The organism is Candidatus Babeliales bacterium (assembly GCA_036260945.1).
GTDB lineage: Bacteria > Babelota > Babeliae > Babelales > JACPOV01 > JACPOV01.
On sequence record DATALT010000002.1, the window covers coordinates 227,061 to 251,556 of the forward strand.

At 40.4% G+C, this 24,496-nt stretch carries 27 protein-coding genes and 1 tRNA gene; 16 read left to right on the forward strand and 12 right to left on the reverse strand.

Annotated features, from left to right (window positions below; genetic code table 11):
- Nucleotides 1-42 precede the first annotated feature (42 nt).
- The 3 genes from VHO47_01730 to VHO47_01740 form a co-directional block, all read right to left on the reverse strand.
- The gene (locus VHO47_01730) at nt 43-672 is read right to left on the reverse strand and encodes a hypothetical protein (protein HEX2977820.1); all 630 of its coding nucleotides are present in this window, start codon (nt 670-672) and stop codon (nt 43-45) included.
- Nucleotides 673-675: 3 nt separating this feature from the next.
- The gene (locus VHO47_01735) at nt 676-870 is read right to left on the reverse strand and encodes a hypothetical protein (protein HEX2977821.1); all 195 of its coding nucleotides are present in this window, start codon (nt 868-870) and stop codon (nt 676-678) included.
- A gap of 170 nt (nt 871-1,040) precedes the next feature.
- Complete coding sequence (locus VHO47_01740) at nt 1,041-3,761, reverse strand: SMC family ATPase (protein ID HEX2977822.1); 2,721 nt, start codon at nt 3,759-3,761, stop codon at nt 1,041-1,043.
- A 149-nt stretch (nt 3,762-3,910) separates the two neighbouring features.
- On the opposite strand from VHO47_01740, the gene VHO47_01745 reads away from it, so the two are divergent.
- The 3 genes from VHO47_01745 to VHO47_01755 are packed head-to-tail and all read left to right on the forward strand — an operon-like array spanning nt 3,911 to nt 7,162.
- On the forward strand, nt 3,911-5,314 hold the full coding sequence (locus tag VHO47_01745) for a phosphomannomutase/phosphoglucomutase (protein ID HEX2977823.1): 1,404 nt from the start codon (nt 3,911-3,913) through the stop codon (nt 5,312-5,314).
- Entirely contained in the window at nt 5,311-6,138 is an 828-nt protein-coding gene (locus VHO47_01750) for a deoxyribonuclease IV (protein ID HEX2977824.1), read from the forward strand. The genes VHO47_01745 and VHO47_01750 overlap by 4 nt, the downstream gene beginning before the upstream one ends.
- Nucleotides 6,139-6,157: 19 nt before the next feature.
- Nucleotides 6,158-7,162: a glyceraldehyde 3-phosphate dehydrogenase NAD-binding domain-containing protein gene (locus VHO47_01755; protein ID HEX2977825.1), complete on the forward strand. Its 1,005-nt coding sequence runs from the start codon at nt 6,158-6,160 to the stop codon at nt 7,160-7,162.
- Between the two features lie 6 nt (nt 7,163-7,168).
- Here VHO47_01755 and VHO47_01760 read toward each other — a convergent pair whose 3' ends face one another.
- The 3 genes from VHO47_01760 to VHO47_01770 form a co-directional block, all read right to left on the reverse strand.
- The gene (locus VHO47_01760; protein HEX2977826.1) at nt 7,169-7,711 is read right to left on the reverse strand and encodes a type 1 glutamine amidotransferase domain-containing protein; all 543 of its coding nucleotides are present in this window, start codon (nt 7,709-7,711) and stop codon (nt 7,169-7,171) included.
- Nucleotides 7,712-7,786: 75 nt separating this feature from the next.
- On the reverse strand, nt 7,787-8,668 hold the full coding sequence (locus VHO47_01765; GenBank protein HEX2977827.1) for an aminoglycoside phosphotransferase family protein: 882 nt from the start codon (nt 8,666-8,668) through the stop codon (nt 7,787-7,789).
- Nucleotides 8,656-9,240, reverse strand: coding sequence for a hypothetical protein (locus VHO47_01770; GenBank protein ID HEX2977828.1), 585 nt, complete (start codon nt 9,238-9,240; stop codon nt 8,656-8,658). Before VHO47_01770 ends, VHO47_01765 begins: the two co-directional genes overlap by 13 nt.
- A gap of 143 nt (nt 9,241-9,383) precedes the next feature.
- Here VHO47_01770 and VHO47_01775 point away from each other — a divergent pair.
- The 5 genes from VHO47_01775 to VHO47_01795 all read left to right on the forward strand — a co-directional run bounded on the left by VHO47_01775 (nt 9,384) and on the right by VHO47_01795 (nt 12,629).
- A tRNA-Ile gene (locus VHO47_01775) sits at nt 9,384-9,459 on the forward strand.
- A 151-nt stretch (nt 9,460-9,610) separates the two neighbouring features.
- Complete coding sequence (locus VHO47_01780) at nt 9,611-10,348, forward strand: hypothetical protein (GenBank protein HEX2977829.1); 738 nt, start codon at nt 9,611-9,613, stop codon at nt 10,346-10,348.
- A complete protein-coding gene (locus VHO47_01785; protein HEX2977830.1) occupies nt 10,345-10,860 on the forward strand; it encodes a ribonuclease HI family protein in 516 nt (171 codons plus the stop codon). The genes VHO47_01780 and VHO47_01785 overlap by 4 nt, the downstream gene beginning before the upstream one ends.
- A complete protein-coding gene (locus VHO47_01790) occupies nt 10,844-12,124 on the forward strand; it encodes a SpoIID/LytB domain-containing protein (GenBank protein ID HEX2977831.1) in 1,281 nt (426 codons plus the stop codon). The genes VHO47_01785 and VHO47_01790 overlap by 17 nt, the downstream gene beginning before the upstream one ends.
- A 43-nt stretch (nt 12,125-12,167) precedes the next feature.
- Nucleotides 12,168-12,629 (forward strand): metal-dependent hydrolase, encoded by a 462-nt coding sequence (locus VHO47_01795; GenBank protein HEX2977832.1) that lies wholly within the window; start codon nt 12,168-12,170, stop codon nt 12,627-12,629.
- A 108-nt stretch (nt 12,630-12,737) separates the two neighbouring features.
- Here the strand turns inward: VHO47_01795 and VHO47_01800 are convergent, their stop codons facing one another.
- Both VHO47_01800 and VHO47_01805 read right to left on the reverse strand, forming a co-directional pair.
- On the reverse strand, nt 12,738-13,205 hold the full coding sequence (locus tag VHO47_01800) for a hypothetical protein (protein HEX2977833.1): 468 nt from the start codon (nt 13,203-13,205) through the stop codon (nt 12,738-12,740).
- 119 nt (nt 13,206-13,324) lie between these two features.
- The gene (locus tag VHO47_01805; protein ID HEX2977834.1) at nt 13,325-14,155 is read right to left on the reverse strand and encodes a TatD family hydrolase; all 831 of its coding nucleotides are present in this window, start codon (nt 14,153-14,155) and stop codon (nt 13,325-13,327) included.
- A gap of 273 nt (nt 14,156-14,428) precedes the next feature.
- On the opposite strand from VHO47_01805, the gene VHO47_01810 reads away from it, so the two are divergent.
- From VHO47_01810 to VHO47_01840, 7 genes are all read left to right on the forward strand, one after another.
- A complete protein-coding gene (locus VHO47_01810) occupies nt 14,429-14,707 on the forward strand; it encodes an HU family DNA-binding protein (GenBank protein HEX2977835.1) in 279 nt (92 codons plus the stop codon).
- Nucleotides 14,708-14,839: 132 nt separating this feature from the next.
- Complete coding sequence (serS, locus tag VHO47_01815; GenBank protein HEX2977836.1) at nt 14,840-16,075, forward strand: serine--tRNA ligase; 1,236 nt, start codon at nt 14,840-14,842, stop codon at nt 16,073-16,075.
- Between the two features lie 2 nt (nt 16,076-16,077).
- Nucleotides 16,078-16,980, forward strand: coding sequence for a DUF58 domain-containing protein (locus VHO47_01820; protein ID HEX2977837.1), 903 nt, complete (start codon nt 16,078-16,080; stop codon nt 16,978-16,980).
- Between the two features lie 17 nt (nt 16,981-16,997).
- On the forward strand, nt 16,998-17,612 hold the full coding sequence (locus tag VHO47_01825; GenBank protein HEX2977838.1) for a hypothetical protein: 615 nt from the start codon (nt 16,998-17,000) through the stop codon (nt 17,610-17,612).
- A 33-nt stretch (nt 17,613-17,645) separates the two neighbouring features.
- Nucleotides 17,646-18,803, forward strand: a complete 1,158-nt coding sequence (gene hemW / locus VHO47_01830) for a radical SAM family heme chaperone HemW (protein ID HEX2977839.1) — start codon at nt 17,646-17,648, stop codon at nt 18,801-18,803.
- Nucleotides 18,804-18,888: 85 nt separating this feature from the next.
- Complete coding sequence (locus VHO47_01835) at nt 18,889-19,347, forward strand: pyridoxamine 5'-phosphate oxidase family protein (GenBank protein ID HEX2977840.1); 459 nt, start codon at nt 18,889-18,891, stop codon at nt 19,345-19,347.
- A gap of 10 nt (nt 19,348-19,357) precedes the next feature.
- Complete coding sequence (locus tag VHO47_01840; protein HEX2977841.1) at nt 19,358-21,124, forward strand: hypothetical protein; 1,767 nt, start codon at nt 19,358-19,360, stop codon at nt 21,122-21,124.
- On the opposite strand, the gene ligD is transcribed toward VHO47_01840, so the two are convergent.
- Together ligD and VHO47_01850 are read right to left on the reverse strand one after the other, a co-directional pair.
- Nucleotides 21,125-22,042 (reverse strand): non-homologous end-joining DNA ligase, encoded by a 918-nt coding sequence (gene ligD, locus VHO47_01845; GenBank protein HEX2977842.1) that lies wholly within the window; start codon nt 22,040-22,042, stop codon nt 21,125-21,127.
- 2 nt (nt 22,043-22,044) lie between these two features.
- A complete protein-coding gene (locus tag VHO47_01850; protein HEX2977843.1) occupies nt 22,045-22,884 on the reverse strand; it encodes a Ku protein in 840 nt (279 codons plus the stop codon).
- Nucleotides 22,885-23,032: 148 nt separating this feature from the next.
- On the opposite strand from VHO47_01850, the gene VHO47_01855 reads away from it, so the two are divergent.
- On the forward strand, nt 23,033-23,923 hold the full coding sequence (locus VHO47_01855; protein HEX2977844.1) for a class I SAM-dependent methyltransferase: 891 nt from the start codon (nt 23,033-23,035) through the stop codon (nt 23,921-23,923).
- A gap of 43 nt (nt 23,924-23,966) precedes the next feature.
- Here VHO47_01855 and VHO47_01860 read toward each other — a convergent pair whose 3' ends face one another.
- Nucleotides 23,967-24,185 (reverse strand): hypothetical protein, encoded by a 219-nt coding sequence (locus tag VHO47_01860; protein HEX2977845.1) that lies wholly within the window; start codon nt 24,183-24,185, stop codon nt 23,967-23,969.
- A 46-nt stretch (nt 24,186-24,231) separates the two neighbouring features.
- Entirely contained in the window at nt 24,232-24,483 is a 252-nt protein-coding gene (locus tag VHO47_01865) for a hypothetical protein (GenBank protein ID HEX2977846.1), read from the reverse strand.
- Between the last annotated feature and the right edge of the window lie 13 nt (nt 24,484-24,496).

Genomic DNA, 24,496 nt, shown 5'->3' on the forward strand with positions numbered 1-24,496 from the left:
CATAAGAAAGCATGCGAAAGCAATGCAATAAATAACAACCAATTATTTTTTTGGTTTTTCTTCTATAAGCTTTTTGCAAAAGACGCGAGTTGATGGTGGGAATTTTTTTAATGTTTCTTCGACAGATTCGGGCTGAGCTCGATAAAGACTTCCTATCGACAATCTGTCCGCAAGATATGATGCAATTAAGATTGAAATAAGATTTCTGTTTAATTTTTTTTGAAAGACTTCAATATTGATCGACAGGTCATATTCCTTTTTTAATATAGCAAGTGCATAGGGTGTTCCTATATAGGCGGCAGCAAGGCATTCGGGCGATGATTCAGATGAAATTTCTTGAGATAGTTGCTGCACGGTGAAATGTTCTTTTAATAGAGTGAGTGCATAATTATTGAATTGCGCAGATTCGTTTGATGGCTTGCCTGTCTCATTATTGTATCCACAGAGCAATGGAAAAACTGATAGCCGAATCTTTTTGCTAGTTTTTGAAAAATTTAGAATAGATGAGAGAAGTTGACCCGGCGTTTTGATAGAAACATTAACGAGCGCGTAAGCAATGAGTCTTGAAATATCTGGAATTTCAACTGGGTGGGTTATTTCTTTATTTTCCATTGTAAACGTCGAGTTGAAGAGAAATAGAGAAAATAGCAATAATTCATGGTTTTTTTTCATGGCCTATTTTTTGTCCTGCGATTCTTTTGATTTTTCTTCTATAAGTTTTTTGCAAAAATCACGAGTCGATGGTGGGAATTTTTTTAGAGTATCATCAAATGGTTCTAACTTATGGGTTCCCGGGCTACCATTAAATATTAATTCATCAAGAGATACATCATCAAAAGTTATAGGGACCGACCCTGGATCGAGTTTCATTTGTAGTTGCCAAGGATTCCATTTTTGCCGTAAATATTCTTTTCTTAAGATACCCAAAGCGTCGGGAGTTCCACTATAATGCAGCTGCTAACAACTTTTTATCATCCATAGCAGTGGATGGTTGGTAAGAACATAAGAAACCTATGAATACCAATGTTGCCTTTATCAGTTTATCCTTGTTGATGTACTGTAATACTACTTCCATGAGGGCCTTTTTCGATTAAAAAATGTATGGGGAAATTATCTTTCATTGATGGCAAATGCGAAACGATGATAATTTTAGCAAAATGATCTTGAATTTTATAGAGTGCATCGGCAATATGCGCAATCCCTTCTTCATCTTGTGAACCAAATCCTTCATCAATAATAAGCGTTTGCAGTGAAGTGCCCGCGCGGCGTGCAAGAAGTTTTGAAATCGCAATGCGCAAAGCAAAATCGATGCGGAACGCTTCACCGCCCGAAAACATTTCATAGGGCCGAATACCGAGCGGATCGGAAATTTTTATTTCGAGCGTTTCTTTCGTGCCGCCTTTTTTTAAATCGCGCAACGAGTCGATAATAATATGCGCTTGATTGTGCGTTAATTCAGCTAAGAGCAGATTTGCTTCGTACTCAATTTCGGGCAGCGCATCTTCAATCAAGAGCGCTTGAATTCCCTCTTTGCCAAAAGCGGTCGCGATTATGTGATATTCATCAATAATGGTATTGAGCTCTTTTTTCTTTTCTATTTGTTCTCGCATTTCTTTTTTAAGCATAGCGCACGTTTTGAGTTGATGAGCCAATTGGCCTTTTTGTTCGAGTAATCGCTCTTTTTCGTGCTGAAGAGTAGCCGCTTGCTCCCGTATTTTATTTTCAGAAGCCAACGCCAGTTCAAGTTCATTCTTTTCATGTACGTGTGCTTCAAGCTGGATTTGCAATAGAGCGTATTCTTTCCTGCGGAGTTTTATCTGTGCGCACAACTGACTAATTGCTTGGGAACGTTCTTTCTGCAATGAAGCCTCATGCACCAATTGTCGCAAATCGGTTAATTTTTTTTGTGCAGATGCGGCTAATTGTGCTGCTTTTTCAAGATCTCCTTCGCTATAGTTCATCGCTTTTACTTCTTGCTCAATATCATTCATCGTTGCGATAATCTCTTTATATTCAGGATCTTCTTGAACGCACGTTGTTAATCGATTCTGCAAGATCGTGCGTTGTTCTTCTAACTGCGCATTTTCTTTTTGATGCTCACTAATTTCTTTGTGCGCCGCTTGCAAAGCTGCTTCAAGTGCTGCTTGTTCATGCGCGCATGTTTGCATATCGTGATCATTAGTTTTTTGCATCAGCTCCAGCGTTGAAAATTCTTGTTCATTTTTTTGCAGCTGAGAAATCTGCGTATGTTGATCTATCAGTAACTGTTTTAATTTTGCCAGTGCTGCTTTCAAACGCCCAGCGCGGCGCGCTATTTTATATTCATTTCTATCGAGTTTGTTTCTTAAAAAACGTTTGCGCGCTGCAGATAAATTTTGTTCGCACCATGGGCAGCTGGGGTTGGTGATATCTTCGGTCATTAATTTTTTTTGTTCAAACTGCATCAGCTCACTGTGAATAATTTGAAACTGTGCATTCCATCGATGATAATAATTTTTTCTTTTTTCAAATTGCTGTGCAAGTTGCTCTTTGTTTTTTAATAGATGTGCGATCTTTGCATGTTGTTCTTCATATGCAGCATGCGCTTTTTGAAGTTCTAGATTTTTTTCTTCGAGCACTTTTTTTTGCTGTTCGAAAATAAGAATGTTGTTATTCTTATGTTCAATAGAAGAAGTTACTCGATCTATGGCGCGTTGTTGCATCGCGAGCTGTGTTTGTATCTCTTGCTGATTTTTTTGCGTAATCCGATATGTCTTTTCTCTAAGCGCTAAGTATTCTTGTTGTGCAGTTAATCGTTTTTGCGCTTGCTCTTGTAAAATTACGAGTCGCTGCGCAGCTGCAGCGTACTCTTTTTCAATCTCTGAAGTATCGGGCATATGCCGATGATGGCGATGAATTAAGCGCCAATGTGAAAATAATTTTTGTAGTTGCTCAGTTTTTTCTTTTGTTTCGCGTGCAGATTGATCGTGATTGAATTGTGCGATGTGCAGCTGTTGCGCAGCGGTAGCGAGCTTTTTTTTAATCTCGTCTAATTGTGCCATTTGCTGTAAAACGTTTAATGCCTGTGTATCCAGTTCGCTCATTTGATGTTCAACGAGTGAAAGTTGTTCCAGAAACAGCGGTTCTTGTTCAAGCTGAACTGTCATTCGCTGATGCAGTTGATCGATAACATGGGAATCTGCTGCCGCATGTTTTGTTTTTGCAAACGCGGCATTTCTCAATTGATCGTACTGATTTAAATTTAAGATCGAAGCAAGAATATCCTTGCGCTCTTTGGGCGTTTTTTTTGAAAACTCATTCGATTGCCCTTGGCGTAAGAATGCGGTATTAACAAACGAATCAAAGCTAAGACCGAGCATGGATTCGATTTTTTCTTGCGTAAGCCGAATTGTTTTATCGGTTAATGAATGAATTTTATCGGTTTGCGGATCAATGATGCCAAAATCGAGCGCTGCGTACGGCTTTCCTGCCGTTTCTGCATATTCCCGCCGAATGCGATACCGTTGCCCGTTAAATTGAAATTCAAAAATAACCAGCATATGCGATTGCCCTAGGCGCATCAATTGTGCATCAGGTTTAACGGTGCCTGAAGTTTTGCGCGCTTGGCCCCAAACCGCCCAGGTGATAGCATCAAGGAGCGCCGATTTGCCGTGCCCATTTTTCCCATTGAGGCAAATTAAATGATACGGAGCAAAATCGATTGTTTGTAATTGCGGGCCATAACTGAGGAAATTTTTAAGCTGAAGTTTGAGCGGTATCATGGTTCTTTTCGAAGGTAACTATTTTCACGTTTCATTTTAGCGTTGTAATTAAACCGGTTCAAGGTTATTCGGCAATAATGCTCCATTGCTTTTAGCTTTATTTGCGCTACGCTACAAAAATACCGCCTTGATATAAAGGAATTGAGAAAATGAATGACGTAATTTTCAGGCAATATGATATTCGTGGCAAAGTCGGTACCGATTTTCCAATAGCTGATGCCTATCGTATTGGCCAGGCAATAGCGTTTTACTTTAAACAAAGAAAACCGAACATAAAAACAATAGCGGTTGGCATGGATGGCAGAACCCATTCTGCAGCGATTAAAGAACTTTTATGCAAAGCGCTCCAAGAAAGCGGTATCGATGTTCTTTTTATTGGTATGTGCCCAACGCCGGTTCTCTATTTTTCATTGTTTAATGTGCCAGTTGATGGCGGCCTGATGATAACCGCTTCCCATAATGGCAAAGAGTACAATGGTATTAAAATGTGTTTGGGTAAAGAATCAGTTTGGGGCGAGCAGATTCAGGAAATAAAAAAATTAATGCATTCGGGCGCCGCGATAAAAAATGCGCAGCACGGCGTGTATAAAGAAAAAGCGGTCATTCCTTCTTATATTGCATGGATGTGCGATCATTTTCCTCATTTGCGTGGGATGGATATGAAAGCGGTTGTTGATTGCGGCAATGGCGCTGCGGGTACCGTACTTCCAGACTTAGTTCGCGCAATGAAATGGCCAAACATTCAACTTCTTTATCCAGCGGTTGATGGTACCTACCCAAATCATGAAGCGGACCCGACGGTGGAGCATAATATGCTCGAAGTCCGGCACGTTCTTAAAACGACCGATACGCAATTGGGCGCTGGGCTTGATGGCGATTGCGATCGCATGGCGGCGATGAGCAAATCGGGAGAATTGGTGCAGGGTGACAAGCTGCTCGCACTTTTCGCGCGGGAAATTATTAAAGATCACGCTCATGCCAAAATTGTTTTTGATATTAAATGTTCTTCTGCATTGATTGAATTGCTCAGTTCTTGGCAAGCAGTTCCTGTTATGTCCCCCTCTGGGCATTCGATTATTAAGAATCAAATGAAGCAAAATAATGCACTTCTTGCAGGAGAGTTGAGCTGCCACTTCTTTTTTAGTGATCGTTATTTTGGCTACGATGATGGTATTTACGCGTTATTGCGCCTTTTTGAATTACTCGGCAAATCAAAAAAAACGCTCGATGATTTATTGAAAATCTTTCCACACAAATTTAGTACGCGAGAGATTCGCATCGAATGTGCGCCAGAAAAACAAGAAAAGATCATGCATCACGCTCTTGAAGAGCTTAAGCGTCGAACGGATGCTCAGTTGATAACGATTGATGGCATTCGTGCAACATTCCCGTATGGTTGGGGAATTTTACGATCATCCAATACGCAGCCAGTTCTTTCTGTGCGATTTGAAGGAAATTCGCCTCAAGATCTTGAACGATTAAAAAAAGATTTTTCCGAATTATTAAAGCCATTTATTGATTCCACCGTTTTGCAACGCGAATTTTCTCTATGAGAACGATCGGTTTACATTTACGTATCACTTCATCGATTGTGGATCTCATACCCCAAGCACTGGAATTGGGCACTAAGAGTTTTCAATGTTTTATGATTCACCAGGGCACGGGAAACTATTTAGAGCTTTCATCGCCGGAGATTGATCGATTTCTTGCATTGCGCGATGAATGCGGTTATTTATATGCGCATGCTTCTTATTGGGTTAATTTGAGCGGAAAAGAGACCGGCCACACGATTCATTTATTACGCCGTGAAATTGAAATGGCAAAAGCGCTTCATTTTAATGCGATAGTGATTCATCCTGGAGCTGCAACTGGTTGGGCAACAAAACAAGAGGGGATCGATCAGTTTGTGCGTCTTTTTAACGCATTAATAAAAAACGAATCGAATATGCATTTTATTATTGAAAATACGGCACATGGCAATGCGACCGTTGGTAGTGATCTTGAAGACTTAAAAGAGATTTATGAGCGGCTTGAACAATCGGAAAAGGTTTCTTTTTGCCTTGATACCGCGCATGCATACGCGTATGGTTATGATATTGGATCTGCTCATGGACGTGAACAATTTTTGCAGCTCGTCGATCAAACAATCACTGCAGATCGTGTTTCACTCATTCATTTAAATGATTCGAGCGAAAAATTAGGCACAAAAAAAGATCGGCATGAACTGCTGGGCAAAGGGAATTTGGGCCAGCAAGCGCTCAAAGAATTTACGCATATTAAAGCATTTGCGCAGGTGCCGTTAATTTTGGAACTGCCGCCGGTAGAAAATGAAGAGCAAGCAGAAATGCTAGAATTAGTTCGCAGTTGGTGCCGATAGCAAAAAAAGGAAAGTGAGTATGAAGCGAATTGCAATTAATGGGTTTGGAAGAATTGGAAAAACATTTTTGCGCGTTATTATGGCCGATGCGGCAGCAAAAAAAGATCTTGAAGTCGTCGCAATTAATATCGGCCCGGCAAAAACAGATTTAATTGGGCATCTTTTTCAATACGATACGCTGATGGGCAAATTTCCCGGGACCGTTGAGCAGCGTGGGAATGAATTAATTATCGATGGCAAAAAAATTGCTTTAATTGCTGAAAAAGATCCTGCCAATCTTAATTGGGCCGCGCTTAAAATTGATTGGGTGGTTGAATGTTCAGGAAAATTTACTCATCGAGAAGATGCAGAGAAGCATTTAAAAGCTGGTGCAAAAAAAGTGCTCATTTCAGCTCCTGCTACCGACGAAGACGTTTCAATTATTCCTGGAGTGAATGATGCAATGTACGATGCAAAAAAGCATAACATTGTTTCGCTTGGTAGTTGTACCACAAACGCTGTGTTTCCACTGCTTAAAGTATTGCATGATCAATGCGGGCTTGAACAAGCGATGATGATGACGACGCATGCATACACCAATACGCAAGTGCTTCTTGATGTTGAAGCAAAAGATCCGCGCACTTCTCGCGCAGCTGCACTCAATATTATCCCGACATCCACCGGCGCTGCAAAAATGGTACCAAAAGTGATGCCAGCACTTGCAGGAAAAGTAGAAATGTCTTCCGTTCGCGTCCCTGTTGGCAAAGTTTCACTCATTGAGTTGACGTTTTTATCAACAAAAAAACTATCTGCAGAAATTATTAATACTGCATTTATCGATGCATCAAAACAATCGATGCGCGGCATTATTGAAGTGGAAAGCAAGCCGTTAGTTTCATCTGACTTTTCAGGAAATAGTTCATCAGTAATTCTTGATGCACCGCTTACGCGTTCCTTAGGTACACTTTCATCAGTCTTTGGATGGTACGATAATGAATGGGGCTACAGCTGCCGCCTTAAAGATTTTTTGATGCGAGATGCTTGAAAAATCTTATTTTTTTGAAAGCATTTTAATAACTGCTTCGTTGAATTCAGGAATATCTGCCGGCATGCGGCTGGTGACGAACTTGCCATCAACGACGACTTTTTGATCCACCCAATTTGCTCCTGCATTAATCAAATCGGTTTTGAGTGAAGGCCACGAAGTCATCTTTTTTCCTTGGACAAATCCGGTTTCAATCAATGTCCATGGCCCATGGCAAATTGCTGCTATTGGTTTACCAGTATCAACGAAATCTTTAATAAATTTAATAGCGGCTGGCATCACGCGCAATAAATCAGGGTTTATAATACCGCCTGGCAGCACGATCGCATCAAAATCTGCAGCGCGTGCTTTTTCTAGAGGAAGATCGACTTGAAATTCATCGGCCCATTCTATATGATTCAAAGCTTTCACTTTAGGAAACTTGGGTGAAATTAATGTAACGGTAGCGCCTGCATCTTGAAGCCCCTTACGCGTATCAACCATTTCAGGTCGCTCAAAGCCATCGGTAACAAGCATTGCAATTTTTACGCCAGAAAGTACTGAACTCATAGTTTTTTCCTTCAAAAAAAAGTCTTTTTTTGAATTTATAATAATGATCAGAACTGAGACAATAAATAGATTTGATTATTTTATTTCGAGAATCTCTGCTTCAATCATCGCATAATTCGGATCTGTTTCACCATCTTCCATTGCCCAGCAGGCTGCAAGCACCGCTTGCACATAGGCCCATTCTTGGATTCGTTGACGATCAAAGTTTAAATGCTGTGCAAAGAGCGTAATGCGGCGAGCAATGATATCGTTGAGGTTTTGTTGATGCAATAGTTCCGGAAATGGATTTCTGATGAATGCACCCACTTCATACGTTGGATCGCCCCAAATTCCTTTAGGATCTATCGCAAGCCAACTATCGCGTGCACTGGAGACGATATTTTCGTGATGTAGGTCGCCATGAAGCAATACTTTTTCTTTTTGAGTTGCGAGTAACGAACTGGATAGTTCGCGAGCCTTATTAATATGAATCGTCGATAATGCAGGATGTGGATTTTCTAACGCTTTGAGCCATTCAGGTAGATCGGGAAACAGCGAAGGTTCTGCTACTGGAATCGTATGCAGTCGTTTTATGACCGATACCGTATGCGCGATTGCTTGATCGTCACGATGGGCGAAAAAAGATTTAAGCGTCGTTCCTGAAATAGCGTGCTCAATAAGCAAAGCATTCATAGATAAATCAGCATCAAGTAATCGAACGGAACCGCTTCCTTTATACGTATCGAGCGTTAAGCCTTCTTGTTTTATGGCAATACTATCAAACCCCAATTTTACGACTATAGGCTTTTTATGTTGGAAACCTTTAAGTACATAATTGTACGAAAGATTCCTAAAAGGCGTCAGATCGGTCAGTTGCCATTTGACCGCTAATGCTTCAACGATAGTAGGCAAATTTTTAAGCCATTCTTTCCCTTGCGCCCCCCAAGCTTGAACTACATTTTTTTCTAAGGTAGACATAATTCCTTAATTTTTATTGCGATAGACTGCGGGTTTTCGTTTTCTGAGTTTACTTCAATAGTATACGTTAAATCCCAATAAATATAATCATAGTGGCTGCGGGCGTGCCCTCTGGGCGATGTGCCCCGAGCAGTTTCACGTTCTTCTAGTGTATTTAAGGGAGCAGCTATTTTTATCCAGTAAGTCTGAGCATTCTGCAATTTTTCCTGTAAATCATCCAACCATTCTTTTTTGTAGGCGATATAATCAACAATAATATTGCAGCCATTGTTTGCGTATGCAGCTATCGCGGAATTCATACCATAGGCTACTTTTTCTCCCTCTGGTCCGGTAAAGAGAGAGATTACAGGATTGCCCTCATGGTCTTTAGAGGATTCAACCCATCGTATAGGGTTTTGAGATTGCCAAAAAGTGATATTTTTGAGATTGATTTCTGGCATGGGCGAATCAAATAAATTATCGATGCCTAACTTTATCCATAAATTTGGCATCATCAGTCTTTGGAATTCTTTTTGAATAGAACTTTTACCAGCAGCAGATGGCCCATTGAGAATAATTACTGTTCCATTCATTTTGGTCCTTAAATGGTATACAAATAGTATAGTTTAAAGATAAACAAAAATGGAGTATTTGTGCGACTGCTTGCGGTAGTTGATGCACTTCTTGTTTATCCCCAAATATTGAGATATAATAACGAGCAATTATAAAAATAAACGGGCCCATAGCTCAGCGGTGAGAGCAATCGGCTCATAACCGAGAGGTCCCAGGTTCGAATCCTGGTGGGCCCACCAGTTTACGTTTATTCAGGCCTTCCGGCTCGGCAAACTACGACTGGCGCGGCCAGTCCTTTTTAAGGATTATAAGCGCATTATGTTGTTTTTATAATGCATGGATTTTCCCAAGAAATGTCCTGAAAGGACTTAAAAAAAAAGGGGTTACTTTATGAATGAGTACCCACTCTCAAAATTCATAGATCTTATCCAGTACGACCAATCTATTGTCTCTGCAGAAAAAGAAAGAACTAAACTACAGCACGAACTTCACACGCACAAACAAGAATTTGATGTTCTTCAGACTTCAATGGAGAATGCCAAGCAACATCTTCATGATATGCGTAAAGAGGTTGATGTTAAAGAGCGAGAAATGGCCGATCTTGATGAACAAGAGAAAGGCAAAAAAGCGCGCCTTGAGCAATCAAACAGCCAGCGAGAATATGAATCGCTCAAACATGAAATAGAGGCGGTTAAAAAAAAGCAATTGGGGCTTGAAGATGGTCTTATTGCTGCATGGAAGACGTACGAAGTAACTCAAAAAGAAACCGAAGAAAAAAAAGCGTTTTGCGTCAAAAGATCTGCAGAGCTTGATGTTGTGATTCAAGAGGTGATGCAAAAAATTGCAGCTATCGATCATAAGATCAAAGAGCTGTTGGTCGTTCGTGTGCAAAAAGAAGAGGGCATACCTGCTGATTGGCTTGAAAAATATGCATCGATGCGCTTAAAAGTATCTAATCCCGTAGTGCCAGTGCAAAACGGAAGCTGCAGCGCATGCTTTTATCAAATTTCCCAAAAAGATATTGCCGAATTACGTAAAAATAAACTGCTTGTTTGCCGTGATTGTTTTAGGTTTCTCTATCTTGAGCGCCCGAGCGGCTCGGATCACAAGGAAACACCAGCATCATGACCCAGCTTTCGCTTTTTGAGCATTGCACGGAACCGACAAAGCCAAAAGTAAAGAAGGGGCACACCTGGCAGCTTTTTGTTGATGGTGCAGCTCGAAAAAATCCAGGGATTGCGGGAGCGGGAGTCGTCATTAAAAAAGATGATGAACTGGTGAAAGCAAAAGGCTTCTATCTCGGGCACAAAACAAACAATCAGGCTGAATATTTTGGGCTTCTTTTAGGCATTTATCTGTGCCGAAAACTTATAGAGCCGGATGATATGCTTTATATCATGGCCGATTCAGAACTTCTCATTAAGCAAATGAAGGGTGAATACCGTGTTAAAGATATTCATCTAAAAAAATTATTTGAGTTAGCGTGGGTGCTTCTTGCAAATCAGCGTTACTCATTTTGCCATATTAAGCGAGAGTATAATGCCGAAGCGGATGCTGCGGCAAATGAAGGGATAGATAAAAAAGTATCACTTCCTCACGAATTTGTGAAAATCCTTGAAAATCATGCAATTACTCTCTAGGTATCGTTCGCTTTCGTTTATATTTCTTTCTCTCATTATTTCCACAGACGCATTTGCGTGGAGGTATCGCTACAAAAAAAAGATTATTGATCAAGCAGTTGAGGCGTCCATTCAATCTGAGATTGAAACTACTATGCCGACCGATTCATCGGTCGAAAAAAAAGAGCTGAATGAAGAAAGGCCACGAATTGTTAACGTGCTTCTCGATGAAGCACAGCGTTCAGATTTTCAGGGTTGGACGATCAGTGCGCCCTCCGGTTTTCATTTAATTGCCTATGAAAGCGTTTCTGGCATACATTTTCAAGAACCGGAAATAAGGCTTACTGCGCAGAAAAAAAATATTTTGATTAACGGAAAAAAAGTTGCTCACGCGCGTTTTTTTATTAAACCAAGTGAAGGGTATGTGCAATTCAAAGAGCGCGAATACCATGGATCTTTTTTAATCGATGCATCAGGTGATACAATTCAATTAATTAATTGTCTTGAGCTTGAAGAATACGTTTATTCGGTGCTTAATTCTGAAAGTTGGCCTGGCTGGCCGCTTGAAATCAATAAAACTTTTGCAGTCGCTTCGCGCAGCTATGTAATGAAACGAATCCAAGAAGCAAATACAAAAAAGAAATTGTATCATATTAAAAATACTAATATTCATCAGACCTATAACGGCGTGCATAAGAGCGAACGATTGAGGGAAGCAATAGAGCAAACCCGCGGATTAATTATGGCATATAATGGAAAGCCAATTGAGGCGATGTTTGATTCATGTTGCGGGGGAGTGATTCCTGCGCATATTAGCGGCATCGATTTTAAAAGTGCTCCTTATCTAGCGCGTGAAAAAAAATGCAATTTCTGTAAAGGATGCAAAATATTTGGTTGGCGTGTGGAATATTCGCTGGAGCATTTTCAAGAATTGCTTAAAAAAGCGGGGCATTCGGTTCGATCAATACGAGAAATTAAAGTAGTAAAGCGTGATAAAGCGGGCGTTGTACAACGTGTTTTGATTCAAGGATCGAATCACGCGCTCCATTTAAATTGCAAACAAATGTATGCGCTATGTAGCAAAATTAAAAGTTATTGCTTTACGGTAGAAAAAAAAGGGAAAGCAATTTGCTTTACTGGAAAGGGGTACGGCCACCACATGGGCATTTGCCAGTGGGGAGCGCGCCGCATGCTTGACGCAGGGCATCACTATAAATCTATTTTGCAGTTTTATTATCCGGGTGCTACGTTAATGCAGATGAAAGCTACAGGATCATCTGTATAAATTAACATACGTTAATAAAAACGATTCTTTTTTAGGGGTAAAAATGCCCGGATACAAAACACATTTAGTTGGTGGCGTGGTTTCATTTGGATTAGTTGTTTTTATTGCCGGTTTTTTATCGGCATCGTTCTCAACGTTATTCGAATGGTTGTGCTGCGCATGCCTTGGTGCCTTGTTTCCCGATATCGATATTAAAAGTAAGGGGCAACAGCTTTTTTTTAGGGTAACTGCGGTAGTTTTTGTTGTATTGCTTTGGCAAAGGAGGATCACCGACGTCGCTATTATGAGCACTATTGCATTGATACCACTTACGGTAAAGCATCGCGGTATTACGCATTCGATGTGGTTTATCGGCGCGCTTTGCGCAATGATCTTCACAATCGTTGCGTGCACAGCCGCCTCCTATTTAACTATGGTATTTTTTGATCTTCTCTTTTTCTTTGCGGGTGCATTTTCGCATGTCCTTTTAGATTTTGGCCCTCGAAAACTTTTCTTTCGTAAATAATCACCAATGGTCAATTCTAGCCTCTGTTAGTAAGGGACATTGAATTGTAAAAGGAGAGAGAATAAAAAAAGGCCGAGAAATTCCTGGGCTTTAAGATTGAGCGTGTTCTTATTTTAAGATTTTGTATATGAAGTAACTCAAGCCAAAAATTCCAGCTGCATACAGTGCGCATTTCATGAATGGCAGAGCAGTAGTAATTTTTTTTAAGTATTCATCCTCTTGAAGCTTTTTCTTAAAAGCTTCTGTTTCTGTTTGACTAAGTGGCGTAAGTGTGAGTTTAGATGCACTCAAGAACTCATGATTGGAATTTTTAGCAAAATATAAAGTATGATAATTGAAATCCGAATCTCGTACTATTGCCTTGAATTCGACTAAATCTTCTCCGTAAGAAGTTTTTTGAGTTATAGCGTTAACGCGGTAAGCTTTTTTCTTTAAGGTAATTATTTTTTCCGGTTCTAATTTTGCAAGAGCTGAACCAGTCTTAGAATCAGCCTTAAAAGTTTGCATCGCTGATAAATGAACAGAATTAGCTAGTGCAAAACAGCTTAGTAAAAATGTAATCAAAAATTTCTTCATAGTAGAGCTCCATTTTTATCAAATAAAACGTATGTATTAATAGTATACCGGAACTATAAATAATTACAATTACGATTATAAGATAAAAGATAAGCATAATTGGTAGCGGGCTATAATTATTACTCATTAAGCCTGAAAAGATGCGCGCAATTTTTATTAATTGATTCGCTTATTGTCGTTACCGGGCAATTTCGCAAAGCAGATAGAAATTTTGCTATGGTTTTAAGTTGTGCAGGTGAATTTTGTTTGCCCCTTATTTCTTGAGGAGGCAAGTAGGGTGCATCGGTTTCGAGCAGTATGCGCTCAAGTGGTACATTTAGGAAAACTTCTCGAAGTGCATTGTTTTTAGGATAGGTCAATGGGCCGCCAATTCCAATAAAAAAATCACGCTTCATCACTTCTTGCGCAAATTTCATATCTTCAGAGAAGCAATGGATAACGCCACGCAGATTTCTATCACGAAATTCATCGATAATAGCGAGTGTTTCATAGGCTGCATCGCGTGTATGCACAATGAGGGCGCGATCATATTTTAATGCGAGCTCGATTTGCGCGCGAAACGCATCTTCCTGTCGCGCGCGATCAAAATCTGGATAATGAAAATCGAGGCCGCATTCGCCGATGGCGACAATGTTCTTTTCATTATCCGCAATAATTAATTTTTCTATTTTCTCTAAATCTGCGCGCCAATTTTCTGTCGCATCATTTGGGTGAATGCCAACCGCTGCAAAGCAATTTGGAAAATGCTGAGCCAGCAAGACGCAATTTTGGCTTTCAATGAAGCTTGTTCCCACATTTATAATGCGATTTACGCCAGCTTCAGCTGCCTGATCAATAATAGTTTTTGCCAGCGGAAAATGTTCGGGTAAAAGGGGCGTATCAAATGTTTTTTTCACCATAATATTAATATGGCAATGAGTATCGCATAAAATTGGCTTGTGATTTTGCATAATAACGTTCTTCCTATTTTTTATGCACATCCTTCGGTTTAAAGAATTAAACCATGTAAGTGGCGTTTCTTGCGAGTGAGAACTCATCAAGACAGAAGGAATGAGCAAAATGGTATTTTTTTTCAAAAATCTGGCTTTATTTTAACCGAATTTGACAAACATTTAAATCGAATTAGGCTATTTGACTGATGTCATAGGAAATCATAGGAAGAAAAAAGTAGAGTCGGATGAAGAAGCAGTGTTAAACCATTTAAACCTATTAGGAGTTCTTTCATGAACAAAAGTCAGCTCATTGACTCCTTGAGTGAAGAAACATTATTTACAAAAAAAGACGTAGCGCGCTTACTGGATAGCTTAGCGCGTACTGTACAACGCGCGTTAAAAAACGGCGACAAAGTACAGTGGGCGAGCTTCGGTACGTGGTCTGTTTCACGTCGACCAGCACGTAAGGGAATCAATCCTGCAACAAAGCAACGTATTGATTTGCCTGCAGTGAATGTTCCTCGCTTTAAACCAGGAAAAGCGCTACGAGAAGTGGTACGTTCAATCTAATGTGATTGAAGTTAAAAAAGCTTTATCTGTTTGGGCTGCGTAAGCAGCCCATTTTTTTTACTATTCAACTCCTCTTTTTTCCAGTATTTTCTATAGATATATAGTTCGTCGAGCACATTTTAAAGGTTTATCATGATAGATTTAGGGCTTTTGCGAGAACATCCAGATCAGATAATAAAACTGCTTACTATCAAAGAACCCTCGTTTGATGCGCAGTTGCTCCTTAAAAAGGATCAAGAATTAAGGACAATGCGCTCGCGCGTTGAAGAGCTGCGCCACCAAAAAAATCAGCTTGCGGCAAACGCAAAGTCTGGTATTACGCCCGAGATTAGAGAACGATCAATCGCCTTAGGTACCGAGCTCAAACAAACAGAAAAAGAGCTAGAAGTACTCGAAAAAGAATTTAATGAACTTTATTTACGCTGCCCAAATATTCCCTCTACCGATATTCCATTGGGCGGAAAAGAATCGAATAAAGTTGTCCGCCAAGAAGGCGGTAAACCAACGTTCTCATTTCCAGCAAAAAATCATATCGATCTCGCGACCGCTTTAGGTTGGCTCGATTTTGCATCGGCTGCTAAAATCACTGGCAGTAATTTTGCGCTTTATCGCGGCGATGGCGTAAAAATGATTTATGCGCTTTCTATGTTTATGCTCAAGCATAATCAAGAACATGGCTTTCAGATGATTCTGCCGCCTTATTTGATAAATGAAGAATCGCTCAGGGTTGCTGGTAATTTTCCTAAATTTAAAGATCAGGTGTATGCAACTGAGAATGATCCACTGTTTTTAATTCCAACGGCGGAAGTCAGTTTAACAAATCTCTATCGGGATCATATTTTTGAGCCGACCGATTTACCAATGCGCCTTACATCGTGGACGAGTTGTTTCAGAAGGGAAGCAGGATCTTATGGCGCCAATGAGCGCGGATTGATCCGCATTCATCAATTTGAAAAAGTTGAACTATATACATTTACTCGTCCTGAATATGCTGATCAAGAGCTTGACAGAATAGTTGCTTGTGCAGAAGGACTTTTGAAAAAATTAGGGCTTCATTATCGCATTTCATTATTAGCTGGCCAAGATTGTTCTTTTCAATCGGCAAAAACATTTGATATCGAAGTATGGATTCCAAGCTTGAACGATTATAAAGAAGTGTCCTCGTGCAGTAATTGCACCGATTTTCAAGCGCGCCGCGGCATGATTCGTTACCGCGAAGCTGCGGGAGAGAAAACAAAACTTGTTTACACGCTCAATGGTTCGTCATTAGCGCTACCACGATTGATGGTGGCTATTATGGAAACGTATCAGCAAGCGGATGGTTCTATCGCAATTCCAGATATTCTTAAAAATTATGGTGTTTGGTAACAATGGAAAAAAGGTTGAGTCCAGAAACTGCACAAAAGATTAAGCAGTTAGAAATTAAAACTCGACGCCTTTTGCAAGGTTATTATATTGGCGAGCACCGAGCGGCGCAAAAAGGGTACGGGCTTGAGTTTGAGCAGCTCAGCGACTATCAATTTGGGCACGATGTGCGTTTTATTGATTGGAAAAGCTCTGCGCGCATGAATAAACTTTTAGTGCGCGAATATAAAGATGAGCGAAACCGCTCCATTATTATCGCATTCGATATTTCAGCATCTACTTTTTTTGGTGCACAGCAATCGAAAAACGACGTAATGATCGATACGGCCACGATTCTTATCATGGCAGGATTTTATAGCAAAGATATGGTTGGATTGGTGCTCTTTAGTGATCATGTCGAAAAATACATTCCGCCCGCGCGTTCGCGCCAGCACATTGAACTTTTATTGCGCACGTTATGCGAAATTAAACCGACTGAGAAAAAAACGTCGATCAGCAGTGCTCTTGATTACATTGCACGATTAAAGCGACGCGATGCGATCGTTTTTGTTCTCTCCGATATGATTGATGGAGAGCAAAACCAAAAACAAGAGACTTTGCGATTTGATAAGGCGCTTAAAATGATCTGCGCGCAGAATGATTGTATTGTTTTACGCATGCGCGATCAGTTAGAAAGAGAATTGCCGACTGCCGGATTTATAACAACGATCGATAGTGAAACTAAGCAAGAAGTTCTTTTAAATTTGAGCCGCGCTGGTGCAAAAAAATGCAATCGCATGTTGCATGCATTTAACGACCAGCAATCAAAAATATTAAAAGCTTCAGGGGCAGATACGGTTGATATTGAGAATCCGGAAAAAATTGTTGAACAATTAGTAAGATTCTTCCAAGCGCGTACTTCAAGATGAATAATGGGTAGTAAACTATGATGCAAGAAGCACAGGGTATTAAACTTTACGATCTTTATGGTTGGTGGTACAAACCGTTTTGGCATCAACCGGCGTTTTATATCCCTTTTGGGATAGTGATTTTTGCGCTGCTTTTGGCGATGCTCTTTTTTTGGGTTCGTTACATTAAACGCTCACGAAAAAAAGTGCTCGATCCGTGGCAAGAAGCGCTTAATAACCTACAAAAGATCAATTTGGGCTTGTTTGAAGATCAAGATACGCATAAACTGTTCTATGGACATCTAACTAAAGTGCTTAAAACCTACTTGGCAAAGCGATATGAACTTTCGCTTGAGGGTAAAACCGACCAAGAAGTTATTGAGGCGGTAAAACATTCTGGATTGCCTGCAGATTTGCAGGAGCAGGTGCGGCATCTTTTTTCGGGCGCTGAAATAATTAAGTTTGCGCATCAAGAAGGGGCGGGTGAACGAATGCGCTATGATTTGATTCGTGCGATCGATATTGTGCGTAACACGATCCCAAATCCGCATTTGAAGAAAAAAGTGGGTGGTGAGATTTTGCGTGAGGGAAAAAACTCAGCAAAAAATGAAAAAACGAATTCGGCATATTCCTCTGATGAACAGCTGAGATAGGTTTTTCGGGATTTACAACGTTTAGGGACTTGCATGTATTTTGACTTGTCGGTTAATCCATCGTCGCTTTATATCCATTGGCCTTTCTGTCCGTACAAATGCCACTTTTGTAACTTTGTTGCCATTGCTGGCCACGAAGAATATATGCACGATTATCACCTTGCTCTTAAAAGCGAGATTGAGCGCTTTTGTTCTGAGCGTGAGCGCAAACTCTCTATTGAGACGATTTATATGGGGGGCGGCACGCCAAGCACGTACCCACTTTCCGAACTACTTGACACGTCTGGTACACTATATAAAGTCATCGATTTTTTACCAGGGTACGAATGGACGATCGAAGTTAACCCGGGAACAGTGACCGATGAGCATTTTCGCGTATGGCGTGATAGTGGGATTAACAGAATCAGTATAGGGGTTCAAAGTTTGAATAGTGCGGCACTCAAAAAACTTAACAGGCATCAATCGCTTGAAGATGTGTACGCGGTGATCGATAAGGCACACCATTTTTTCCGTACCGTTTCAGTGGATCTCATTCTCGGGCTTCCCGGAGTTTCGGCCGAGCAGTGGAAAGATGCGCTTGCAAAGATTGTGCGTTGGCCTATCAAACAGATTTCTATGTATTTTTTAATGGTGCACGAAGCAACGCCCCTTTATTTTGGGGTAAAAAAGAAAAGCATTAGTTTACCCTGCGATGATGAAGTGGTTGATCTCTATTATTGGTCGGTTGCGCTGTTGGCTGAGCATGGTTTCGCGCAATACGAAATTTCTAATTTTGCGCAAGCCGGTTTTGAATCAAAACATAATAAAGCCTATTGGCAGCGAAAGCCGTTTAAAGGTTTTGGGTTGGGTGCGTTTTCATTCGATGGAATGAGCAGAACTGAAAATGAAAAAAATTTATTGGCCTACATGGATAAAATCAAACAACAACAACCGACTGAAATAATGGCTGAAAAATTATCTCGTGAACAAATATGGCTTGAAACATTAATGCTCGGGCTACGCCAACCGGTTGGTGTGAAATTTTCAGAATTATTAACCACCTTACAAGAAAAGGAACGCGAAACGTTTATTTGTGCAGTTTCCATGTTGCAGGAACGCCATCTTGTGCGCTCCTTTGATGATCGACTCTTTTTAACGCCTCAAGCGTTAGCGGTCGAGAATGAGGTTATAGAAAAATTATCTGTGTTTTAAATTTTTAGGGAATTTTAGGGACAATCTAAACAAAGCAAAAAAGTATTTTCTTTTTTAACAAGTTACATAACGCAAGGAATGAAAAATGGCTAAACACGTTGGTGTTAAACTTCCCGAAGATTTAATTAAGGTTATGAAAAAAGGCACCGTTGCGACACTTGCAACTTTTTCTGAAAAAGGATTGCCACATACAACGCCAATTCAATGCGTTTATCCTAAAGGATTAGAAAGTATTTTGATGACCATTCACAAAGATCATACTGGTTATCATAATATGGTCTGGCAAAAAAAAGTGATGCTTTGTTTTCTTGACGAAGGGAACGTGGCCTACAGTATTCTTGGCCGCGCGGGAGTAGTTCGAGCACCATCGTTGGTACATCCTCTTATGAACGTTGTTCGTATCGACATTATTGATATTAAAAGTGACCGCTCAACATTGACGCGTGTGGAAAGTGGAGTACGCTGGAGCTATACTTCATGGGAAGCGGAAGAACTTTCGCGTGGGTTGGTCCAAGAATTGAAAGAGTTATCTGAAACGTTGTAAGAGGAGCGGTATGAAAGCGTTACGTAGTTGTTTGTTGGTTGTTGGCATCATGTCCTGTGCTCATATTCAGAGTGCTGTTGCTCCCCTTAAAACGGGAGTGCCAAGCACTTCTGGACTCGGTGTAGTACTTTCTGAATTAAACGATAATTTAGGTAATCTTTCATCTTCTATTAATCCAAACGCAGTGCCGGTAAAAGTTACGCCGGCTCCTGTTGTTTCACCGGTGCAAAATCAATCACAAACAAACGTTGCTCAGCCATCTGATCAATCCGATACGGGCTCTGACGATAGTTCTGATGATTCGTCGGCTGATACTGCTGTGGGTGGAGGCATTTCCTCCCCTGTTGCAACCGCACGATCATCGGTTTCTGCAGGAGCTGCATCGCCATCGCTATCGGGTCGCGGTTCGTCTGTCGCTTCTGCATCATCGCAATCTGCGATTTCTGGAGTGGGCGCAACCGCTGCGCAATCGGCAATGGTACCAACGGCTGCCATTGCTGCAACGTCAGCAACAACTGCGCCGAGCCAAGCGGCGCAAGCAGCTGCTCAGCAGCAACAAACGGCTTCGGCTGCTACTACGCCCCCCGCAATTAGTGCAAACGCGCCACAAACTGCGTCAACAACAAAAACGGTGCAAGCATCGCAGCAATCTACCGATCAAAGCAGTCAAAACGGGCAAGAAGTAGAACCCTCAGCGCCAGCCGTTGCAGCTGAATCCATAACGCAATCAGAAAGCCAAGCAGCGCCTGAAGAAAATGAATCGGTGCCAGAAAAACCTATTGGCGGTATCGATACGGTAAATATTGAAGAGGGCGGCAACTGGCTCTTAAAGCGCAAAGCGGTTGAGGATATGATCGATCTTATCGGCGAGATCAACCGACGCTTTTCATCAATTCTTGAAGCGCGTGCCGATTATAAAATAAAACAAAACCAATTGGATAATGAGTACGATAAATTTGTTACCGAGATTGGTTTTGATATTGGCGATGCTGATAAATTACTTGCAGATCTTCTTGAGCAATTGGAACGTGAACAAAAAAGGCAGGGCGATCTAACGGAGCAAGAACGTGAACTCCTTGCAGCAATAACGCAAAAACAAAGCGAATTAACGGTACTCCAAGAAGAATTGCAAAATATCCATGCGATAGAATCTAAAATTAACGACGTAATGACCACCGTTGATAGCCAGATCAAAATTTCAAACGGCTATCAAAATAAAGCATGGGCAAATTTTCAGGAAATTAAACAATTACTGAGCGATGAAAAAGCTGAAGAGCTTTATTATGCGACCGACGCGAGCTATAAAAGCTTACAAGATATTTATGCTTATTTAAAAAACACCCTCGCTTCTTATTTCAATGATCAAATTCAAGCAATGCGTGATCAGATGAGCAAAATAAAAATGTCTATCGCTAATTTGCAACAAATTGGCCTAGATTTGAAACATGAATTTGAGAAATATGAAAAGCAGGATATGGAATCGGATGAACGCCGTTCGCAAGAAGAAATTGATAAAGAAATAAGAGAGAAAGCAGCGCAAGAAGCGCAAGCGTTCGAAAAGAAACAAGGATCAAAAGGAATCTTTGCATCGATTATACGTTCGTTTACAAAGTTTTTTAACGCGATCGGCAATTTCTTTGGCGGCATTTGGGATAAAATAAGTTCACTATGGCGCCGGCCAATGCCTGCAGTTATGAAGGCACCAGCAGTGATCCATGAGGAGCCGCTGGCTAAAGAACCTGAACCAGCTCCAGCAGTTGAAGCGCAATCCGCATAATTATTTTTTTATTAATGTTTGCGATCTGAATGTGCATTGTTTTGGTTTCTTATCGGTTCGCAATCGAATAAATACTGATGCTCGCAAATATCTGATCGAAGTAAATTGTAAGAAGGTAACCTCGCATACTGTGCGAGGTTTTACCCAATAAATTTTTTTTCCAGGAATTACCGGAGCATTTTCCGTTGGTCGCTTATCAATTTTGAGCGGCGTTAGTTTATTCTCGAGTTCTTCAATATCTTCTTCATTAAATCCAGTGCCCACTTTTCCAATATAATAAAGGTGCTGATCCGTATCATAAAGCCCAAGAGCGAGCGAAGATATTGCACGCTTTGATGTTGTAAATCCGACGATCACACAATCGATCGTGTTGAGTAATTTAATTTTGAGCCATACGCGAGAGCGAAGCCCGGGATGATAAGGAGCTTGCGGATCTTTTGCCATCACGCCTTCCATCTTTTTTTTAACCATTTCTTTCCAAAGCTTGGGGCCATCATGGGTAAAAAAAGTTTTTTCCAGCCGCGCATTTTCAATAATCGTTTGATTTAAGATTTTTTTACGTTCAATCAACGGCAAATGAACGAGCGATTTTCCGTTTTTCATGAGAATATCAAAAACGACGTACGTCGGCCTGCCCCCTTTTTGGAGTGCTGAAAAATGGGGAACTCCTTTTTTATCGTAGGCGACAATTTCACCATCCAAGATGCATTCTTGCGCTTGAATGTTTTTTCGAATGCTCAGCAGCTCTGGAAATCGCGGCGATAAATCAATATCGTTGCGCGATATGAAATCACATTCTTTATTTACATAGCAAAGCGCGCGAATGCCATCTAGTTTGGGCTCAAAAATAAAATCTTTATTTTTCAAATCGTCAAGCGTACCAATGTGTGCGTTCATTGCATGAATTTTTTTTGCCATTATTAGGCTCGCGATTTTGCACGAGCAACTGGCCGCTGCTCAGATGCACGCGTAGGAATTCGTGTTTTAATACTTTTGCGCAGTGCTTGCATAAGAGAATGTTCTTTTTCAGGTTTTGCTTTTTTTTCTTTAACTTTTTTTATCTTTTCAAGTTTTTTGCCTTTAGCCGCTTGCGCAATTTTCTTTTTGAGTTCTTGTGCGAACGTATCTTTAAAACGGCTCATCGAAAATTTCTTTACGGTGAGTTTATTGATAAGTTGTTCCGCTAGATTGAGTTCCGCTTTTTCAAATTTAGGGATTTTGAGCGTAGCAGTCTCTTTAAGCTCTTTAATTTCGTAATCATAGTTAAGCGTCGTGGCAAGGAGAATATTTCCATGCGGCTGTATTGCGCATACATATTCTTTATCACGCATCACAAATTGGCCAATGGCCACGCGATCAGTTTCTTGCAGCGCTAGCCCGAATAAAAAAAATGCACGGTCTGTTTGTTTTTGCGGAAGCATATAATAATGCTGATCAAGATAAATAGGATCAATGGCAGAAGCGTCTACAAATTCTAGAATGCGAATCGAATCTGTTTTTTCTGGTTTCAATTTTTCCAGATTTTCTTTGGTGATAATAAAATAGGAGCCGTCTTCTAACTTTAATCCCTTCACTAAATCGGACCATGCCACTTCTTTATTACATTTGGGGCACATTCGTTTATTTGCAATCGGTGTATGGCACTTTGCGTGTAGTAAATTAAAACCGAGTGAATGCGAGGCGATCGCCGAATAAAGCTCAATATTAAATTGAACAAGGCCGAACGATAGCGATCCTTTCCAGCTTGATACTCTTCTCATTTTTTCCCCTTATATTTATTTATCAGTATCCAATAAGGCAGATTCAATTGGCAAGAAACAAAAAATGGTTGCGTTGATTGAAAAAAAGAATAAAAATAACCAACGCGTAATCGAGAGCTTTTATTTATTTTAAAAGGAGAAGAATATAATGAAAAAAATGATACTGCCTATTTTTCTAGGAGTGCTTCATAGTTCATTAACAGCCGCTCATTTTTCGGCAAAGTCGATTGAAGAGGTTAAAAAATTTTGGGATCGGCGGCCATGCAATCTTAAACATTCGAAAAAACCCATCGGTACTCGCGAATATTTTGATGAAGTAGAAAAAAGAAAATATTTCGTGGAGCCGCATATTCCTGGATTTGCAGAATTTGCAATGTGGCGGGGCAAGCGAGTACTGGAAATAGGATGCGGATTGGGAACTGAGGCGATTAATTTTGCACGGAATGGTGCAGATCTTACGATTGTTGAGCTATCTCCAGAAAGTCTTGAGCTGGCAAAAAAGAGATTTGAGTTATATGGATTATCTGCACGTTTTATTTTAGGCAACGCGCAAGAGCTGGATCAAATTTTGCATGGTGAAAAGTATGATTTAATTTGGTCATTTGGCGTGATCCATCATTCTCCGCAACCAGAAAAAATCGTAAAAGCGTGCAATTCATTACTGAAAGATGATGGTGAACTCAGAATGATGGTTTACTCAAAAATAAGTTATAAGCTTTTTCACTTCATGCGAGAAACAGGCATGTGGGATTTTGGCGATGGCGCGCTTGATGAATTAATTGCGATGTATTCTGAAGCGCAAACTGGATGCCCGGTTACCTATTCTTATACGTTTGAAGGCGCCCGCAGATTATTTGGTGATTTTGAAATTCTTGAAATGAAAAAAGATCATATTTTTCCATGGAAGATAGAAAAATATATTAAGTATGAATATGAAAAAGAAGATTGTTTTAAGAACGTATCTGACGAATTATTTAAGGAACTTGAAGCAGAACTTGGATGGCATTTGATGATTCGTGCAAAAAAGAAAAATAGTTAAATTTTAAATGGTTAAGAATAGGCAGGAAATTTTCTTGCCTATTCTATTGTTTTGCAATCCACTCTTCTATCACGGTGATTGTGCCATCAATCTTTCTATATTCATGGCGAACCGCTTCTTGCAGTTGGCCATTGAATATACGAACGTTGTTATTTATGTAGATGATTTGATCTTGAGGCTGTTCCATTGACAGCAATGCTGGTTGCTCGAGGGTCACGATTGCTAGAAGAAACAGGGCAATCGATACTTTTACTTTCTTCATTTTTATTCCTATCTGGTGCTTACAAGTTCTGGAGGAAAAAAAGCTATTATGAACCGCCAGGATAATTTGCTGTAGGCATCGTTTGAGATGGTGCAGGTATCCAGATTGCTTCATTAGTTACCGTACCATCATCGTGATACGTATCGATAAAATGGAGGATTTGTAGTTGGCCATTAACTCTTCTTGAAGTCTCGGTAACATATTCAATATGCGGTGTTTGCTCCATTGAAAATAATGTTGATTGTGGCAGCAAAGAGAGCATTAAAAGAGCGAAAAGTGATACATGTATGTTCTTCATTTTTATCTTTCTA

What these genes read in the sequence shown, in the direction of transcription:
- VHO47_01745 (HEX2977823.1), top strand. Translation starts at nt 3,911, where the DNA reads ATGAATGACGTAATTTTCAGGCAATATGATATTCGTGGCAAAGTCGGT.
- VHO47_01795 (HEX2977832.1), top strand. Translation starts at nt 12,168, where the DNA reads ATGCCCGGATACAAAACACATTTAGTTGGTGGCGTGGTTTCATTTGGA.
- VHO47_01850 (HEX2977843.1), bottom strand. Translation starts at nt 22,884, where the DNA reads ATGAGAAGAGTATCAAGCTGGAAAGGATCGCTATCGTTCGGCCTTGTT.
- serS (HEX2977836.1), top strand. Translation starts at nt 14,840, where the DNA reads ATGATAGATTTAGGGCTTTTGCGAGAACATCCAGATCAGATAATAAAA.
- VHO47_01860 (HEX2977845.1), bottom strand. Translation starts at nt 24,185, where the DNA reads ATGAAGAAAGTAAAAGTATCGATTGCCCTGTTTCTTCTAGCAATCGTG.
- VHO47_01800 (HEX2977833.1), bottom strand. Translation starts at nt 13,205, where the DNA reads ATGAAGAAATTTTTGATTACATTTTTACTAAGCTGTTTTGCACTAGCT.
- VHO47_01805 (HEX2977834.1), bottom strand. Translation starts at nt 14,155, where the DNA reads ATGCAAAATCACAAGCCAATTTTATGCGATACTCATTGCCATATTAAT.
- VHO47_01755 (HEX2977825.1), top strand. Translation starts at nt 6,158, where the DNA reads ATGAAGCGAATTGCAATTAATGGGTTTGGAAGAATTGGAAAAACATTT.
- VHO47_01785 (HEX2977830.1), top strand. Translation starts at nt 10,345, where the DNA reads ATGACCCAGCTTTCGCTTTTTGAGCATTGCACGGAACCGACAAAGCCA.
- VHO47_01750 (HEX2977824.1), top strand. Translation starts at nt 5,311, where the DNA reads ATGAGAACGATCGGTTTACATTTACGTATCACTTCATCGATTGTGGAT.
- VHO47_01770 (HEX2977828.1), bottom strand. Translation starts at nt 9,240, where the DNA reads ATGAATGGAACAGTAATTATTCTCAATGGGCCATCTGCTGCTGGTAAA.
- VHO47_01855 (HEX2977844.1), top strand. Translation starts at nt 23,033, where the DNA reads ATGAAAAAAATGATACTGCCTATTTTTCTAGGAGTGCTTCATAGTTCA.
- VHO47_01825 (HEX2977838.1), top strand. Translation starts at nt 16,998, where the DNA reads ATGATGCAAGAAGCACAGGGTATTAAACTTTACGATCTTTATGGTTGG.
- VHO47_01810 (HEX2977835.1), top strand. Translation starts at nt 14,429, where the DNA reads ATGAACAAAAGTCAGCTCATTGACTCCTTGAGTGAAGAAACATTATTT.
- VHO47_01765 (HEX2977827.1), bottom strand. Translation starts at nt 8,668, where the DNA reads ATGTCTACCTTAGAAAAAAATGTAGTTCAAGCTTGGGGGGCGCAAGGG.
- VHO47_01820 (HEX2977837.1), top strand. Translation starts at nt 16,078, where the DNA reads ATGGAAAAAAGGTTGAGTCCAGAAACTGCACAAAAGATTAAGCAGTTA.
- ligD (HEX2977842.1), bottom strand. Translation starts at nt 22,042, where the DNA reads ATGGCAAAAAAAATTCATGCAATGAACGCACACATTGGTACGCTTGAC.
- VHO47_01760 (HEX2977826.1), bottom strand. Translation starts at nt 7,711, where the DNA reads ATGAGTTCAGTACTTTCTGGCGTAAAAATTGCAATGCTTGTTACCGAT.
- VHO47_01790 (HEX2977831.1), top strand. Translation starts at nt 10,844, where the DNA reads ATGCAATTACTCTCTAGGTATCGTTCGCTTTCGTTTATATTTCTTTCT.
- VHO47_01835 (HEX2977840.1), top strand. Translation starts at nt 18,889, where the DNA reads ATGGCTAAACACGTTGGTGTTAAACTTCCCGAAGATTTAATTAAGGTT.
- hemW (HEX2977839.1), top strand. Translation starts at nt 17,646, where the DNA reads ATGTATTTTGACTTGTCGGTTAATCCATCGTCGCTTTATATCCATTGG.
- VHO47_01740 (HEX2977822.1), bottom strand. Translation starts at nt 3,761, where the DNA reads ATGATACCGCTCAAACTTCAGCTTAAAAATTTCCTCAGTTATGGCCCG.
- VHO47_01735 (HEX2977821.1), bottom strand. Translation starts at nt 870, where the DNA reads ATGAAACTCGATCCAGGGTCGGTCCCTATAACTTTTGATGATGTATCT.
- VHO47_01730 (HEX2977820.1), bottom strand. Translation starts at nt 672, where the DNA reads ATGAAAAAAAACCATGAATTATTGCTATTTTCTCTATTTCTCTTCAAC.
- VHO47_01840 (HEX2977841.1), top strand. Translation starts at nt 19,358, where the DNA reads ATGAAAGCGTTACGTAGTTGTTTGTTGGTTGTTGGCATCATGTCCTGT.
- VHO47_01780 (HEX2977829.1), top strand. Translation starts at nt 9,611, where the DNA reads ATGAATGAGTACCCACTCTCAAAATTCATAGATCTTATCCAGTACGAC.
- VHO47_01865 (HEX2977846.1), bottom strand. Translation starts at nt 24,483, where the DNA reads ATGAAGAACATACATGTATCACTTTTCGCTCTTTTAATGCTCTCTTTG.